The sequence below is a fragment of the Leptothoe spongobia TAU-MAC 1115 genome, assembly GCF_018739885.1.
GTDB lineage: Bacteria > Cyanobacteriota > Cyanobacteriia > Phormidesmidales > Phormidesmidaceae > Leptothoe > Leptothoe spongobia.
Map to the genome: position 1 here is coordinate 160,567 of NZ_JADOES010000002.1, position 17,240 is coordinate 177,806.

General features: G+C 48.2%; 11 protein-coding genes and 1 pseudogene. 2 read left to right on the forward strand and 10 right to left on the reverse strand.

Annotation, left to right across the window (positions count from 1 at the left end; genetic code table 11):
* Window positions 1-54: 54 nt before the first annotated feature.
* Entirely contained in the window at window positions 55-2,757 is a 2,703-nt protein-coding gene (locus IXB50_RS01435; protein ID WP_215607154.1) for a right-handed parallel beta-helix repeat-containing protein, read from the reverse strand.
* 517 nt (window positions 2,758-3,274) lie between these two features.
* Here IXB50_RS01435 and IXB50_RS01440 point away from each other — a divergent pair.
* Window positions 3,275-7,603, forward strand: a complete 4,329-nt coding sequence (locus IXB50_RS01440) for a beta strand repeat-containing protein (RefSeq protein ID WP_215607155.1) — start codon at window positions 3,275-3,277, stop codon at window positions 7,601-7,603.
* Window positions 7,604-7,704: 101 nt separating this feature from the next.
* Here the strand turns inward: IXB50_RS01440 and IXB50_RS01445 are convergent, their stop codons facing one another.
* From IXB50_RS01445 to IXB50_RS01465, 5 genes are all read right to left on the reverse strand, one after another.
* Window positions 7,705-8,241, reverse strand: a complete 537-nt coding sequence (locus IXB50_RS01445; RefSeq protein ID WP_215607156.1) for a phage tail protein — start codon at window positions 8,239-8,241, stop codon at window positions 7,705-7,707.
* 9 nt (window positions 8,242-8,250) lie between these two features.
* The gene (locus tag IXB50_RS01450) at window positions 8,251-8,775 is read right to left on the reverse strand and encodes a phage tail protein (RefSeq protein WP_215607157.1); all 525 of its coding nucleotides are present in this window, start codon (window positions 8,773-8,775) and stop codon (window positions 8,251-8,253) included.
* A gap of 11 nt (window positions 8,776-8,786) precedes the next feature.
* Window positions 8,787-9,302 carry a phage tail protein gene (locus tag IXB50_RS01455; protein ID WP_215607158.1) on the reverse strand — a complete coding sequence of 172 codons (516 nt, stop codon included), beginning with the start codon at window positions 9,300-9,302 and terminating at the stop codon, window positions 8,787-8,789.
* 11 nt (window positions 9,303-9,313) lie between these two features.
* Window positions 9,314-9,850, reverse strand: coding sequence for a GNAT family N-acetyltransferase (locus IXB50_RS01460; protein ID WP_215607159.1), 537 nt, complete (start codon window positions 9,848-9,850; stop codon window positions 9,314-9,316).
* Window positions 9,851-9,941: 91 nt separating this feature from the next.
* Window positions 9,942-10,235, reverse strand: a complete 294-nt coding sequence (locus tag IXB50_RS01465) for a DUF6916 family protein (RefSeq protein WP_215607160.1) — start codon at window positions 10,233-10,235, stop codon at window positions 9,942-9,944.
* A 614-nt stretch (window positions 10,236-10,849) separates the two neighbouring features.
* On the opposite strand from IXB50_RS01465, the gene IXB50_RS01470 reads away from it, so the two are divergent.
* Window positions 10,850-11,275, forward strand: coding sequence for a DUF6916 family protein (locus IXB50_RS01470; RefSeq protein WP_215607161.1), 426 nt, complete (start codon window positions 10,850-10,852; stop codon window positions 11,273-11,275).
* Between the two features lie 120 nt (window positions 11,276-11,395).
* Here IXB50_RS01470 and IXB50_RS01475 read toward each other — a convergent pair whose 3' ends face one another.
* From IXB50_RS01475 to IXB50_RS01490, 4 genes and pseudogenes are all read right to left on the reverse strand, one after another.
* Window positions 11,396-11,983 carry an alpha-ketoglutarate-dependent dioxygenase AlkB gene (locus tag IXB50_RS01475; RefSeq protein WP_215607162.1) on the reverse strand — a complete coding sequence of 196 codons (588 nt, stop codon included), beginning with the start codon at window positions 11,981-11,983 and terminating at the stop codon, window positions 11,396-11,398.
* 86 nt (window positions 11,984-12,069) lie between these two features.
* The gene (locus IXB50_RS01480; protein WP_215607163.1) at window positions 12,070-16,266 is read right to left on the reverse strand and encodes a TIR domain-containing protein; all 4,197 of its coding nucleotides are present in this window, start codon (window positions 16,264-16,266) and stop codon (window positions 12,070-12,072) included.
* Window positions 16,267-16,542: 276 nt separating this feature from the next.
* Window positions 16,543-16,713, reverse strand: a pseudogene (locus tag IXB50_RS01485) (Uma2 family endonuclease); the annotation flags it as partial.
* A gap of 1 nt (window position 16,714) precedes the next feature.
* Window positions 16,715-16,981, reverse strand: coding sequence for a hypothetical protein (locus IXB50_RS01490; protein WP_215607164.1), 267 nt, complete (start codon window positions 16,979-16,981; stop codon window positions 16,715-16,717).
* Between the last annotated feature and the right edge of the window lie 259 nt (window positions 16,982-17,240).

The window sequence follows — 17,240 nt, forward strand, 5'->3', positions numbered from 1 at the left end:
AGCCAGCCGTTCCCTGTTCATTGAACCGTTAACGTCAAGAAGACTATCGACAAGCTATGGGCAAGCAGCGATGTTGGCAACAGTGTCAAAGCTACCAATGGCTGGATCGAATATTACCGTCCCTGTATTCGCACCAGCCACACCATCTCGATTGACCACGGTAAAGTTACTAGACGTAAAAAACAACAAGGGCAAGGTTTCAGTCAACGTATAGTTACCATCGCTAGTATTGTTGTTGAGAGCCAGGCATAACCTGGTCTCAGGAGCACCACTTGTGTCGGCCGATGTCGCTTCCAGACCACCCATGGCATTGTTAGTCAGGACGTTATCTTCGACAGAAACCACGACATTACTATTGTCTCCAAAGCTGCGTAGAAGTATCCCTTGCCCGCCTGCACTGTCAGTAACCTGATTATTCCGAATCACGGCATTTAGCACTTGAGCATTACTGCTGGAAAGATTAGGATCAGGCATTAAGATTGTTGTCAATTGAGCCAAACCTGCACTGATATCAATGCCGCCATTAAAGTTACCAGTCAGCGTATTGCCTTCAATGAGGAGACTATTGATCACCCCATCTTCTTCTACCGCTATCCTGATGCCATCCCCCCGTAGAGGACCTGTTGCACCATCGTTACTAATTCTGTTATTGGTAATAGCAATATCAGCCGTACCATCCCCAGGACCAGGGGTGAATATATCAATCAAGGCGATACCAATGCCGTCGCCTTGATTGTTATTAATATCATTATTATCGATCGTTAGAGCAATATCCCCTGTAGAGTTGCCGATCGCAATCCCTTGGCCATCAAACTGATTGGTTCCAGTAGTGCCTGTAATCATGTTGTCAGTGACATTAACTGTGCCGACAACTTCCTGGAGGAAAATAGCCCCAGCAATACTATCAGCAGTGATATCAGTAGCCGTATCTGTCACCTGGTTGTTTTGAAGGACGATAGTATCACTGCCAAAAGCAACAATAGCTCCGCTGCCACTATTATTAATGGTATTTCTAATCAAACTGGTATTGGTTGCAGTTGTTAATTCAATACCGCTAAGAGTACTGTCAGTAATCTGGTTCATTTGAACCAATGTACTGTCTGAGGTATCGATAAATATACCAAACTCATCGCTATTACTGATTGTGTTTCCTGTAACAGTTGCAGCGTTTGATTCAGCAATTTCTATACCAGAAAATGCAATATTTGAGATGGTATTGCCTTGAATTTGTGCATTGTTAGATTCACTAGCAAATATACCAAAGTCAGCTCCAGCGATTGAATTACCTTCAATAGTTGCACTGGCCGATGTAAATAGCTGGATACCTGCTTCAACAACGTTAGTAATGGTATTGTTCTGAATCACCGCATTGTCTGAGCTTTCAAGATCTATGGCATCGTCACCACTATTACTAATGGTGTTATTACGCAATGTCACACCGTTGGAAGCAAAGACATCAATGCCATCGTCTAGATCGTCCCGGCTAAAATTGTTTTCTATTAATGCATTATCAGAACTGTTGACAAAAATATTGACATCGTTGGCTCCAGTGATCTCAAAGCCAGATAGGCGGTTGTTTCCTCCAGTGAGGGTAATACCAGCATTGCTACCAGTGGCATCCACTAAGGGTAAAATGCCAGTTCCTGAACCGGGTAGGGTGACATCTCCAGATTGGGTGGCGATGGTTTCCAGGTTTGCATCCGAAATCGCCACTACACCGGCTGGCACGGTAAAGGGGGCCAGGGGATTGGTACGACTATCCCCCTCCCTGACATAAATGATGTCCCCCGCCTGGACAGTGACCAAATTGACATTCGCTGCGGGATTTTCAATCGTGCCATCTCCTGTTGTAGAGGTGGAATCAGGGATAACGTGCTGAAACGTGTAGGCTTGCCCCGTCGCCGGATTAATAGCAACTTCAATGCCGCCTGCTGCTGTGACTACTTCACTTTCTTTGACAACGATAGAACTGTTACGAGTAACGCTTTCCGATGCCCGTAACCATAGTGACTCTTTATCGGAGCTGTCATTGCTGCCTCCGCCCCAGCTAAATCCGATAGAAAAGAATCCTCGGGTGCCAAAGTTATCGTCACTTTGTACGCCTAACCCCAGACGCATCCAGTCCTGTACCCGATGATCGACTCGCAGGCGTCCACCGATGGCATCTCCGTGATAGTAAACCCCTCCGTAACCCCAGAGCTGTCCCCAGTCATCCCAGTCGGCCAATTGCATGCCGGCATCCAGGTCAACACCGCCCCAAGCGCTCTCCAGAAACTCTGAACCACCGCCTGTTGTAATGAATACCAGTTGATTACCTTGAAACTGCGTATCGGTTATCTGGCTAGTGCTGCTACCACTACTACCGGCTGAATCCTGAGTATCACCTACCGGTAAATAGCCGTTCAGGTGAATGTCCCACAGATCGCCAAAGGCCTCCACCCCCAGGCCGAGTTGATTAAATGTATTGTTGCCGGTATCACGAATATCGTAGGAAAGATGACCACCCAGCACCACATCACCCTGCAAAAATCGCTGTCCGACGGTAACTGTGCCACCTAGTTCACCTGTGCTATTGAGACGAACGGCAGTATCTAAAAACGTTAACCCATTCCCAGGTGTTTGCCATAGGGGAATAAAGCCAGTAACGCGACCAAAACTGCGTTCATCGTCGCCATTGCGAGGTGTATTGAAATCAACACCAACCCGAGGAGAAATTGTCGTCGTCGCCTCAATGGCCTCGGATTCCTGAGCATTCACGACCGCAGGGCATATTAATGATACTAAAACAGTATATAAGGATATTTTACAGAGCTTATTCCATGCCATATACGCCATAACAGAGCACACCACAAACCTAAAATGCTATTATTACAGCCCCTAAAATTCACACATCAATAAGTTAAGACGCTTAACTTTTGATTTACTCCAAACCTTACAATTAACTGTTTAGATTTAGGGGATCAGGGCAAAAATATAAGATAAGAGTTGTTACGAAACAGATGGATTATTTATCTATCTCAACTCTTTTGCAAGCAACAGCCCTGTTAGGATAATACACTAGGGCTCAGAAGTCTTTTTTATCAAGCGATGTAAAGGGTTAACGTAACGTCCACGAATGCCGTTGGCTGAGCGAGGTCATTCACGAAGCATCTCCTTCGGAGTTAGCCAACTTTCACAACCAGTGCCCTCTATTCCCACTAGGAAGGCTACACCAACGACTCCCTTCAGGGAACGCTTACAGGTTAACCATGACTGATCTCAGGAGAGTTCGTTTATGAATGCTGGTGATAGTGTTTTCTTTAGCCCAGACAGAGATACCACAGGTATCGGCAATGCCGAAGATATTATCCAATCTGATGGCAATGGCGGCTTTGGTATCTTCTTTGATGGCTCCTCCCTGGGAATTAGCGGTGCAAACATCGATGCCTTTGACATCGTCAGCTCAACCGAAATTTTGATGTCCTTTAGTAGGGCCTTAACCTTGGATGGCATTGGGCTGGTGGATGATTCTGACATTGTGCAATTTAATGCGACATCCCTGGGTGAAAATGCAACTGCCGGTAGTTTTGCCATGGTTCTGGATGGCAGCACCATAGGCTTAACCCAACCAACTGAGGATATTGATGCCCTCACACGTCTGGATGATGGGACTCTGCTCTTCTCCACATCTGCCAGTGCAAGTACTATAAACGGTCTGCAGACAGTTGATGAAGACCTCATACAGTACAACCCAGCAAATGGAGAGGTATCTCTCTATTTTGATGGGAGTGATGTTGGGCTTACTCGTAGTAGGGAGGATGTCAATGCGGTCACAGTAGTCAATAACCAACTGTTGTTGTCAACCACAGGTCGGTTCGCAGTCAATGGCATCTCTGGGCAGGATGAAGATGTATTCAGCTTTACAGCCACCACTACAGGGACAAATACCCAAGGCGTGTTTGACTCTGTGTTGTGTTTCGACGGCAGTGCATTGGGCTTTACCGGTGACATTGCTGCATTGGATATTGCGGGTCCAGCCACGCTCAATAATGCGCCGGATGCCCTCAATGATGCCTTCATCACTGCTGAAGAAACAGCATTCGGTGGCAACCTGTTTGCTGATAACGGTGGTGGAGCTGATGTAGATCCCGATGGAGATGCCTTCACGGTCACGAGCAACACTAACCCAACCAATGGCAACGTGGTGGTGAATGCCGATGGTACCTTCACTTATACACCTAATGCCAATTTCAACGGCATTGATAGCTTTGATTACACGATTACTGATATCAATGGGGGTACCGATACCGCAACGGTCAATATCACAGTGGTTGGCGTGAATGATGCGCCGGATGCGGTGGATGATGTCTTTACCACCGCTGAAGATACAGCGGTCAATGGCAATCTGTTCGCTGATAACGGTAGTGGGGTGGATACAGACATCGATGGAGATGCCTTCACGGTGACAAACAACACCGCCCCGGTCAATGGCATGGTGGTGGTGAATGCCGATGGCACCTTTACCTATACCCCCAATGCCAACTTTAATGGCGGCGATAGCTTTACTTACACCATTGATGACGGCAATGGCGGCACCGATACTGCAACAGTCAATATCACCGTCAATGCAGTAAATGATGCACCGGATGCGGTGGATGATGTCTTTACCACCGCTGAAGATACAGCGTTCAATGGCAATCTGTTTGCCGATAACGGTAGTGGGGTGGATTCAGATATTGATGGGAATGCCTTTACGATTACCAGTAATACGACCGCAACCAATGGAGCAGTGGTGGTGAATGCCGATGGCACCTTTACCTATACCCCCAATGCCAACTTTAATGGCGGCGATAGCTTCACTTACACCATTGATGATGGCAATGGCGGTACTGATACTGCAACAGTCAATATCACCGTGACTGGGGTAAATGATGCGCCGGATGCGGTGAATGATGTCTTTACCACCGCTGAAGATACAGCGGTCAATGGTAATCTGTTCGCTGATAACGGCAGTGGGGTGGATGCAGACATCGATGGAGATGTCTTTACCGTTACCAGTAATACGACCGCAACCAATGGAGCAGTGGTGGTGAATGCCGATGGCACCTTTACCTATACCCCCAATGCCAACTTCAATGGCGGCGATAGCTTCACTTACACCATTGATGATGGCAATGGCGGCACCGATACTGCAACAGTCAATATTACTGTCAATGCAGTGAATGATGCGCCGGATGCGGTGGATGATGCCTTTACCACCGCTGAGGATACAGCCGTCAATGGCAACCTGTTTGCTGATAACGGCAGTGGGGTGGATTTAGATATTGATGGGAATGCCTTCACAGTCACCAGTAACACAACTGCAACCAATGGAACGGTGATTGTGAATACTGATGGCACCTTCACCTATACCCCTACTGCTAATTTCAATGGTGGAGATAGCTTCACTTACACCATTGATGACGGCAATGGCGGTACTGATACGGCAACGGTCAATATCACCGTGACTGCGGTCAATGATGCGCCGGATGCAGTAGATGATGCGTTTACCACCGCTGAAGATACTGTTATTAATGGCAACTTGTTTGCTGATAACGGCAATGGGGTGGATTTAGACATCGATGGGGATGTCTTTACCGTCACGAATAATACGCTGCCAGCCTTTGGCGTGTTGGAGATGAATGCCAATGGTACCTTTACTTACAGTCCCAATGCCAATTTCAATGGCAGCGATAGTTTCACATACACCATTGATGACGGTAATGGCGGTACCGATACCGCGACGGTTAACATCACCGTTACTGCGGTGAATGATGCCCCTATCAATGCCGTACCGGGGGCTCAAACGACGGATGATGCAACGCCGATCAATTTCGGTAGTGGCATTCAAATCAGTGACGTAGATGCTGATGCTGGCATCGTGCAATCAACTTTGAGTGTTGGCTTCGGTACCCTAACGGCAACGACGGGCGGTGGCGCAACGGTCACGACTAATGGCACCACGGCTGTAACCATTACTGGCACGATAGCTCAGGTCAATGCAGCGCTGACGGGGTTGGTCTATGACCCAGTCGGCACCAGCGGCAACGCGACGATTACCCTAGTGACCGATGACCAGGGTAATACCGGGACCGGAGGATCCCTAACGGACACGGATACAATTGCAGTTACGGTTAATCCCGCTGTCGTAGCCCCGGACGCTGTCAATGATGCCTTTAATGTGACGGGTAATGTGGGTATTAGTATGGCCAGTACCATCTTTGGTAATGATCTGGGCGGTACACCAACAGCCCTCTTCTTTGGCGATACCCTGGGCACAGCTAGCGGCACAGCTGCAAACGGAACTAATACCATTGCCACCACCAATGGCGGTACGGTACTGCTGAGTGCCGATGGGGTACTCACCTACACACCAGCAGCAGGCTTCACGGGTACGGACTCCTTCTTCTACTTCAGCTCAAATGCTGGCGGTAATGACACAGCTGAAGTTACCTTTACCGTGAATGACCTGATTTGGTTTATCGACGATACCGCAGGGGGGACTAGTGATGGCACCCTGGTCAATCCGTTTACGTCTCTGGCTGCCTTCAATGCCGTCAATAATGGTGCAGGCAACAATCCAGCTGCAGGAGACAATATCTTCTTGGCTGCTGGGAATTACACCGGGGGAACTACCCTGCTTGATGGTCAGGCCTTGATTGGTCAAGGGACCACCGGCACCCTGGATGGGTTATTGGGTATTACACTGCCCACCTTTAGTAATCCGCTGCCCACCCTCGGTGGGGCCGACCCCATTATTGTGAACGATGGTGGTAATGCCATTACGTTAGGGTCTGGCAACACCGTTCGAGGTTTGACCATTAGTGGCGCGACCACCCAAAATGGCATTGTCGGTAACAATGTGGGTAACACCCTGATTGATAATGTTAACTTTACCGGTCTGGCTCTCGAAGCGGCCCAGCTCACCAACACCACCGCGAATGCGACGATTACGCTGCAAAACAATACGGTGAATTCTCCTAACTCCAGCACCGGGGTAGAGCTGGAGTTAATGAACAATGGTAGTGCAACCAATGTCACGGTCAATATCACCAACAATACCCTGTCCAACGTAGTTAATAGTGCGATTTTGGTGGAGAACAATAGCAATGGCACGCTAAACACTACCATTAGTGGCAACAATGTTATGGTTAACAACGCCGGTAGCTTTGCCATTGAAGTTGAGCAGGTTAATAACGGGACCACCACTGCATTGATTGATAACAATACGGTATCGGGACAGCTGAACGATAGCGATGTCATCTTCGTGAATGCGAATAACGGCACTGGCACCCTGAATGCCACGATCACCAATAACTCAAACAATACGGCCCCAACTGGAATCGGGACAGGGTTATTTGGTCGGGCCAACAATAACAATACGCTGAATCTCAATATCTCTGGGAATAATTTTACGGGCGCGCTCGAGGAAATTTTCCTGTCGCAGGTGCCGATACCGGGGGAGACACCAACGCTGAATGTTACCCAGGCCAGTACAGCTAACCTGAGTGCAGTCAACAATGGAGGGAGGGTGTTTACCTCCGGGACGATTAACTTTAATCAGCCTGCCCCTCCGGTACCTTAGGGTATCCATCGTGCGTACGTGAAAAGTAAGCGGGGCACTGTGCGTAACAGTGCCCCGCTCTTGTTGGTTAGTAATTGTCAGGCCTTGACAGGTAGTCTCCCTTAACCTCGGCTCGGAAAGGTGCCTTCCAGGGCAATAATATAATTGATCGCCAGGAAGGGTTGCATGTTCGAACGACTCTCCGAGCCGCTACCCGCCGATGTGATGGACGTCGATGCCATGGCCACCAGGTTACTTGGATCGCCATAAATATCTTGTGAGTCATCGACCAGGCCCAAGGCATGATTGGTTGGAATAGCTGTCCCAGAACTCGTGCGCCGATTTTGTGGCACTGCCACCTCTGCATGGGTATGACTGGGCATTTGGGCTTCTGTAAACGTTTGCGTTTCAGCCCCCCCTTTTTCTCCCAATGTGCGTCTAGTGAGTCCCGTTCCAGAGCCTGCATGCATGGGTGCACGGCCCTGAAGATCCGGCAACCCTAAGGTGGTACGGCCATCGCCACCATAGGTGGTTCCTAAAACAGCAAAGAGGGCCTGATTTTGACTGATACTCAGGGTGGAGCCATCACAGAAGGCCCAATTGCGAGGGGCAAAGTTGCCTGCAAAGATGCGAATTTCACCAATAAATGGATCTGCCATAGTCTTCTCCTAAGTCTGTGATGGGTAAATACCAATAAGGGCAATGATAAAGTTCACAACCTGATAGGGCATCAAGTTGGGCTGGGAGCTGCCACTACCACTGTGGGCGGCAATGGCCTGGTCTGACATTTGGATAGGATTGTTTAAGTTCTGTTCAAAAATGTCAACGGATGCATTACTACCCAACACATGATTGCTCACGGTAGTTTGATCGGCTGTGTTGGTTGAGGCCTCCCACATATGCGTGTGGGCCGGTATTTGGTTATCAGCAAGGGTGATGGTCTCTGTCCCCGATTTTGTCCCTATGCTACGATTTGTGAGCCCTGGACCCTCCCCATAATGAATGGGAATGCGTCCCCGCAGATCCGGCAAGGCAAAGGTGGTACGGCCATCGCCGCCGTATATGGTTCCCAGGAGAGAGAACAAGGCATCGTTTTCATTGGTAGATAAGAGGCTACCATCACACAGCGCCCAGCCTACGGGGGCAAAATTTCCCCCAAACATGCGAATTTCACCAATATAAGGTGTTGTCATTACTAAACTCCTTAGTTACGAGGGGGAAATGTACCCACCAGGGCAATACAAAATTCAATGGCTAAGAACGGTTGCATGTTGTCAATGGGTTGGCCACCGGCATTGGTACCAACGGTGATGGCGCTCAAGGGCGTCAGATTGGCTGCACTCGTATAAACGGCAGTGGTAGCGGTGGCGAGGACACGGCCCGTCGGGTCATTACCGCCATTGGCACTGGAAAGCGCAGCATCACTTGTACCCCTCATGGTGTGGGTGTGGGCTGGCATTTGAGCTTCTGTCATTGTGGTGCTCTCTACACCGTCCTTGGCTCCCAAGGAATAGGTAGAACTTTTATGGATGGGGACCCGTCCCCGCAGTTCTGGCAAGGCAAACGAGGTGCGGCCATCGCCGCCATAGGTCGTACCCAATATCGAATACAGTGATTGATTTTGATTAATGGACAGAAGTTCACCATTGCACTTGGCCCAATTTCGGGGGGCAAAATTGAAGCCAAACATTCTGATCTCGCCTATATATGGTTCAGTCATGTGTTATTCCCTTAGTTAATAATGTTGTTGTCTGATGGTGTCCATTCCATCAAGTAGTAGACACTTTCTCCTCCTATCTGTACAAAACCAAGACGGCGGTAAAGATTCAATGCACGATTGTTTTGCTCTACATGAATCCTGACGGGCTGATTGTTGGCCTGTCCTACCGCCAAAATTGTGTTCAATAGTGCCGTACCGATACCGCGATCGCGATAGGCAGGCAGCAAAGCAATGTCAATAATGCGAATTTCATCGGCGCGTCGATCTAAATATAATCGACCAATCGGCACACCGGCTTGTTCAATCACCCAAAATGCTGCATCACCAAATTGGTTCTGGTAAAACGTATGTTGGGCATTAAACTGAAACTCTAAAAATGTTTGTTTTTGTTCCTCTGGCCAAGGAACAATGGCAAGCTCTTCCTCACGGGTACTGGCATAAACCTGCTTTAAGAAGGGCTGATCAGCCTCTGTAATCGACCGAAAGGTAAGATTATAGCGAACAAGTACTTCATCTTCGAGCAACGGGTCTGCTGCAACGTAAACCATAGGTTGTTTTATGGTGAATAATCGAAATGGAACGGAACGAAAAAGAAAATGGTTTTGTTACGGAATAGATTTTTCTGGCGGGGGCAGATAATCAGTTGAAAATCGCCTCGTAACGCATGCCATCAGCTTCACGGGATACCGGTACTAGAAAGATACTCAGCTCCCCTAAATCTGGATGCCTCATAGGATAAATTCTTTGGGACAATATGATATCGTTAGCCCCCTTAAATAGAAGAGAAAATGAACTAGAACGAGCCCCTGAAGCAGCACCTAACTCAACAGCTTCCAATAGCTCTAACTGTAAAGAAACATCAAGTTCAGTACGTACTTGAAACGAACTACCAACGACGGGTGAAAAATCAGATAATGTTAGCGTTTTTAACATCAAGTTTATTCCTTGTAGTATTGGTGCGCCTAACTATCGAACACTACGCAAATTTACCTAGTTAGCCGTAAAACTAACGCATCCTGATCTAGGACAACATTCGAAGTTTAAATTTCCTTACTGTACTTTACCGATTTTCACAACCTGACTACATTGAGTTTTGCAACAACAATAGCTGCCATTGAGGGTATCAATTTTAGTCGAAAAACCCTGACTGGTTCGGGAGTCAGGAGCCAGAAGTCAGTTAGGTACAGAATTCTGACTCTTGAATTCTGTAGGGCTTTGCCCTTCTCACAGAGTATTCTGTCCTTAGGAAAATGTTCTGTTTTAAGTTGATACCCTTTATTAAACACCCATCTGACCTAAATGGTTTGGGTGGTAGGGAGGGCATAGGCAACAGAAAATAGAGGTGAGCCGAATAGGTTACAGTTTATACATATGTAAAATATTGCCCTTTTTATTTGACATTGAGTAGTGCTTAACAAATAGAGTAAAGGAATTAACTATGACTTGCCAAGTCTCTTTATAAATAATAACTATATAAGAGACTTTAGGCTGTTATAGCTGGCTGATCTTAACGGATCGTACACACTTGAACTATTAGGAGTAAGCAGATGCGGATCTCACGACGACGGATACTACAGTTTTCTGGTCTAACTATGGGGTCTTTCGCTGTCAGTCTGTTTGTGGGGGGAGATAAGTCCCTAGGGGTAGCAACTGCTAAGTCACTTGCTGGTGAGTCCAACCTTTCCAATCTTAACGCAAATATATTTCAACCGCTGAAGGGAAAAGACTTTCAACTGCAAATAAATGGTCAAACCATCCCTGTCAAATTGGCTAAGGTTGAAGAGTACAGGCAATATGCCAAGACAGACGCGTTTTCCTTGGTGTTTCATTCACGAGGTAATGAAACCCTAGAGCAAGGGACCTATCACGTTTCCCATCCCAAACTGGGGGAGATGAAATTCTTTATGGTGCCTTCTCCTGGTAAGCGCAGCGGTCAGAATTATGTGGTGACGATAAACCACTATCTTGGGTAAGTTTAGGGATAAGGATTTTATAAGGTCCAGAAATATTGTGTTTGTAGAGGCGTTCCATGGGACGCCTCTACGTCAAGAAATAGGTTTAATTGAATCCTCATTCCTAAACTATATAAAAATCTACTCCCAACCATATTTCCTAAAAGTGAGATTCAAGCGGGCCTGACGACATTGTGGTTCTGCAAGCAGTCCATGTTCATACTTGTCTTGGCAGCCTACCCCCATAAACAATAGGCTACCGGGAGCAAGGCGAAGGGTGAAACGTTTGGCTGGGTCAGATATACGACGAAAAGTGAACTCTCGTTCAGCCCCAAGACTGAGGGAGGCGATCTCATCTGTATTGCCATAGGCAGACAGATCCCTATGAAATTCCATCTCTTGAGTCCCATCCTTGTAATACACACATCGAGCTACTGGAAACCGCACCCCCGTTGTTTGGGCGATGCGATCGCGCACACTGGCCAGAGAGTCAGTCCAGGCCGATCGTTCACCCCACACCTGATGAAAGACATCAAATGATGTCAGTTCTGGATCCATGAATAGATACTTTCCCAATGCACCGATTTGCTCACTGCCATCGCCCATTTTGATCATCTTGTTGGTTACATTAAAGCCAGAAACAAGATGATCAAAGAGGGCTTCGGCCTCGGTGATTCCCAAGAAATTGGCATGATAAAACGCCTCACAATCTAAGGGTAATGGCTTCATCTGATTAACCTATTGAGGACATAACCAATGCTGCATTTTAGGATACACTAAATTTTCCGTTGTGCTGGTCATACCTCTCCACCTAACTACTTTCGACAGAGTTTTCGATCACTCTCATCCACTTCTATATTGTTGTGTAAATAAAAGCGAGCCCAATCACATCCATGGTTCATAAGTTTCTCTAATTCCAACTGCAATGTCCAACGGATAATTTTCCCATCCGCACTGGCTGAGACGATCTTACGATTGTTCGGTTGAAACGCGACATTAAATACCCAGTCATTGTGGCCCACCAGGGTTAACAATAAACTCCCATCTAATTGCCAAAGTTTAATCGTTTTATCTCCACTGGCCGATGCTAGCAACTGGCCATCAGGGTGAAAGCTAACCCCGTAAACCCAGGCTCCATGGCCTTTTAGAGTCTTTAGTAGCTTTCCTTCTAGACTCCAAAGACGAATAGCTTTGTCGTAACCTGCCACCGCAAGAGTTTGACCATCGGGACTAAATTCTACGGCCCGATTCCAGGCCCGGTCACCGTCATCTAATACAAAACTACGTTTGGGCTGCTCAGCGAATTTATCCTGACTCTGCCGTTGCCACAGGTGTACAGTCGTATCTCTTCCTGTAGAGGCCAGCCACTGACCATCGGGACTAAAATTCACATCGTAGACCCGGTCAGTATGACCAAAGAGAGTTTGCAACAGATTGCCTGTGTCGAGATCCCATAGCTTGATGGTGCGATCGCTACTGGAGGTGGCCAACAGTTTGCCATCGGGGCTAAAGCTGGACGCATAGACTCGCCCCTGATGGCCGGTTAATGTGCGCACTGGCTGGTCATTGCCCACTTGCCAGACCTTGATCGTCTGATCGTCACTGGTGGAGACCAGGGTTTTACCATTGGGGCTAAAGTTCACAGAATAGATCAGTTTTTCATGCCCCTGGAGTATTTGTAGCAAGCTGTGATCATCAGTAGTCGTGTTCCAGAGTTTGATTACGCGACTGCCCTCGGCTACGGCCATTAAGCCCCCATCAGGGCTAAAACTCACATCGCGCATGGCATCTTTGTGCTCATCCAATACCTGAAACAGCTCTTCCTGAATTTTCCAAACGCGGATAGTGTTGTCTGCCCCAGCCGAGAACAACTGATGATTGGAGCTAAAGGCCACAGCCTGCACTTCATTCTCATGGCCCTTCAGTGTGGTTAATAATCGACCATCCAACCGCCAGATTTTGATCGTACGATCGCGACTGGCCGATGCTAACCGCTCTCCATTGTGACTAAAGGCAACACTATCGACCCAGGCTGCATGGCCCTGTAATGTTTGTCGCAATGTGCCATCGATATTCCATAGACGGATGGTGCGATCGCTACTACCTGATGCCAGAGTAGCGCCATCGGGACTAAAGCTGACACTGTAGACTCCTTGGCTATGACCGGTCAATGTTTTGGGTGGTTTATCAGGCTGATCAGGGAACCACAGACGTAGGGTGCCATCCCTACCACCGGACGCGAGGGTTTGCCCATCGGGACTAAAGTTAAGGGCCAGTATCGGCTGGCCATCATGCCCGCTCAGGGTCTTGCTCAGGGTGCCATCCCGATGCCAAATACGAATCTCTCCATCATCACCAGCCGAGACCAAACGCTTGCCATCGGGACTAAAGACCACAGCTCGGACTGTTTTCTGGTGCCCCGTTAAGGTTTTAAGCAGTGTGCCCTCAGTATTCCAGAGCTTGATAGTTTTATCCTCACTGGCCGAGGCAATTGTTTTACCATCGGGGCTAAAGACCACCCCATAGACAGCCTGCTGATGCCCCCGGAGAATATGCAGCAGCTTACCATCCTGCTGCCACAGCCTCAGCGTATGGTCCCATGATGCTGAGGCTAATGTTTGCCCATCGGGGCTAACACTAATGGCCGATACCAAATTGGTATGACCGGAAAACCGATTTGCCTCCCGGATGCCATAGAGCACCGATCCCAGAGCCCGAATGACCGGAATGGTTTGTTGCTCATTAGGATTTGTGATGGTTTCCAGGTTTTTCCCCGCCCGAATGGCTTCTCGCAAAGCATCTAATTCATGGTGAGAGATAAATTGGGCCTCTGCCGTTCGACTGATGGCCTCCACCTCATTGGCTTTGGCCTGTTGTTCACTATTTCTCGCCCGGCGTTTACTGACTTGCGCTGAGCCATATAGCATAAAGGCGACCACGGCTAACCCAGTGGCCATCATCAATAAGCCGCTCAGCAATCCTACGAACCAGCGCTGGTGTTTGGCATATTTTTTTTGTTCGGCCAGGCGAGTTTCTGCCTCCTGGGCACGTTCTTGTTGTAGCTGTAGTAGATGGTCCTGACGCTGTTGTTCTGCTGCCGCCGCCTCTGCCTGAGCGGTGTGGCTGGCCCCGATAAAGCTCTGTTGCAAAGCGGTGGCAGGGGGCTGTTTTTGGCCTGTAGTGGCCTCCTGTAGCCAGGTTTCTGCAATGACTAATTCACTGCCCCGCAACAACAGATCCGCACTACGTTTTTTATGGTCCCATTCAATCGCCCGTTGTGACCATTTTGTATGGCTTTGCACATGGTTGCGATCGGTGTCCAGGGTACGCACTAGTTGGCTAAAACTGGTCAAGAAGTCATGGTTTTGGGGGGAGAAATCAATCCACTGGACTTTGGCTAAGTCCGGGGGGAGCTGTTGAGGGTTAACTGATTGATACAACAAGGGAATAAAGCGCTTATTCAGACTGGCTGCATAGGCCACCTCATCGGCACAATAGGGAGAGTTCACCGCCCGAGGTGAGAGCACAAACAAAAAATTATCGGCTGAGGCAATGCCTCGATATATTTCCTGTTGGAAATCTGCCCCGGAACTAATGCTTTCTTGATCAAACCAGGTGGTTTTTCCCTGGATTTGGAGGGTGTCGTTGAGCTGACGGGCAAATTCTGAATCACTGCGAGAGTAGGAGATAAAGACGTCTAACGACGAGGCTGGAGGCTGGCGTAAGCTTTCTGTAATGAAAGTGGTCTGCAGGTTGGTGGGACCTTGCTGCTGGTGGCCCTGGGCGACTTTAAGCCAGGCTTCGGCATGGCGTAGATTGTAGCCCCGTAACAAAATGCTGGGATTGCGATGTTGTCGTTTCCACTTGAGGGCTTTGGTTAGTAGCTGTTTGTGTTCGTTGTGGTAGTCGGCTCTATGGTGCAAAATCCGTAGCAGCTTCGCAACATCGCTTTTATCTTGCTCCGGTGTAATATTGTCGGAAAAGTTGATGAACTGTAGGGTACGCTGACGCGGCGGCAACTGTTGCAGATCCACTGGTTTGATCAGCAGTGGAATAATGCGTTTATTGAGCAGCTGGGCATATTTGATCTCGCGCTGACAATAGGTGGACGTTAAGGCTGCTGGGGAGAGGAGATAGATGACATTGTCGGTTTCTTCGATCCCAGTTTTGAGAGCTCGTTTAAAGTCTGTGCCGGTGAGAATATCAGTTTTGTTGGTCCAAACGGTGATGTTTTCCCGCATTAAGCGCTGGCGCAGCTGTTCTCGAAAGTGTTTATCTTCTTCAGCATGGGCCAAAAACACCTGGGTCATCAGGTTATTGGCGTTTTTGGTGCTCTCGGTAATAAACTCACAATGTAAATCTGTAGGGATACAGGGGGGCTGCTCATCTTTAAACTGGGTGGTGAGCCAGGCTTCGGCGGCCTGACGGTCTGCTCCGATGAGTAAATAGCGGGATTGTTTTTGATGCTGCTGCCACCGCAAGGCCTGGTTTAATAAGGCGGTGTGGCGATGCACATAGGGTTGCTGGCTTTGGAAAATGGTTAGCAACCCTTGCAGGGCCTGGGCCTGGTCGTCGTTGCCTTCGCGACAGTAAATCCAGTTGATCTTTGCGATCGCAGGATGCATATTGGCAAAACTAGATTGCTTACCAGCGGTTGTATAGGCGTCCCATTCCTGATCGGTTCCCTGGGGATTTCGTTGTTGCCAGGTAGCCCGACTAATTTCCTCCACATGCATTAGGGGAATAATTCGCTTATGCCGCAGCAGGGCTCGTTCGATCTCCAGGCGACAGTGGGGGGAGTTGACCGCATGGGGTGAAATAATAAATAGAAAGTTATCCGCCTGGTCAATGCCCGTATCGATCTGCTTTTGATAGTCCACCCCCAGGGGAATGTCTTCAAAGTCGAACCACACCTTTAACCCCTGGGCGACCAGCTGGTCCCTTAGCTTTTCGACAAAGGCTTTGCTATCTGCCCGACCATAGGAAATAAAGGCATCTTGATAGTGGGGCATAGGGCGATCGAGTCACGAGGGGGTAAGTCAGACTTAATGAAGCCCAAATTCAAATTTGTATTGGAAAACATTTAAAATTATGAAGCCAAAATTCGAAATTGAGGCTATTTTTTGAATTTCGTAACTGTCTTTAGTTTCAACTAAATGTTGACCCGGTGAAACGTTACACCGAAAACTTGGGTTGCTCGGCATAGGTTTCCATAGTTGGCAGGAAGCGATAATTCAGAATTATCAATACTTGACCACCTGCACCCTTTTCCTCAATGCTAGTTCAGCGTCTGGTGGTGGATCTTGATCGACATCCCGACCACCGACCAGGGGTTGATCCTGAATATAGTAGGTATCATCAGGTTCAGCTGAACGATCCAAGATTTCCCTATCCAGGGTAGTCGAGCCCATGGTTTTTACCTTCATGCCTAGCTCGACTACTAATATCCAAATAAACTTCTTACTTGTTACTTACCGCCGATCTCCCCGACGCACACGCAACACATCCCCCAGCTCCCCCACTCCCCTGCTGGCTTGCCCTCACATTTCCCATCATCTGTCCCCATGATCGACCATTGCCCTGACTCTCATGGGCGGATGAATTTGTATGACCTTGGGACTCTGTCGTTGGTGCGGTTGAAGAGATAGCCGCCTGGCTTTCACGATCTCTAGGTGCCCAGGAGGATGCTTTCCAGGAAGACTGTGATTGGGAGTCGGAGGTTTTCATCGCGGATTCTGGGTTAGGTATCGTTCCGTTGGCGATATGTTTTGACTTTTATTTTTGCGGAAATTCAAAAATATCCGGAACTTCTAATAAATATTAGCTAAGTTACTTTCCTTTTTTCCAACAGAATCAACCCGTTGGAAATTAATTTATCCTGGCTAAAACATTAGTGTCAGCCAAAGATATGGCTCTTCCGGAATTCCCGTGGAGCCCCCTACATTTAGTGTAGAGTTCAGATTCTTCCCCGTTAGGGATAATAGAG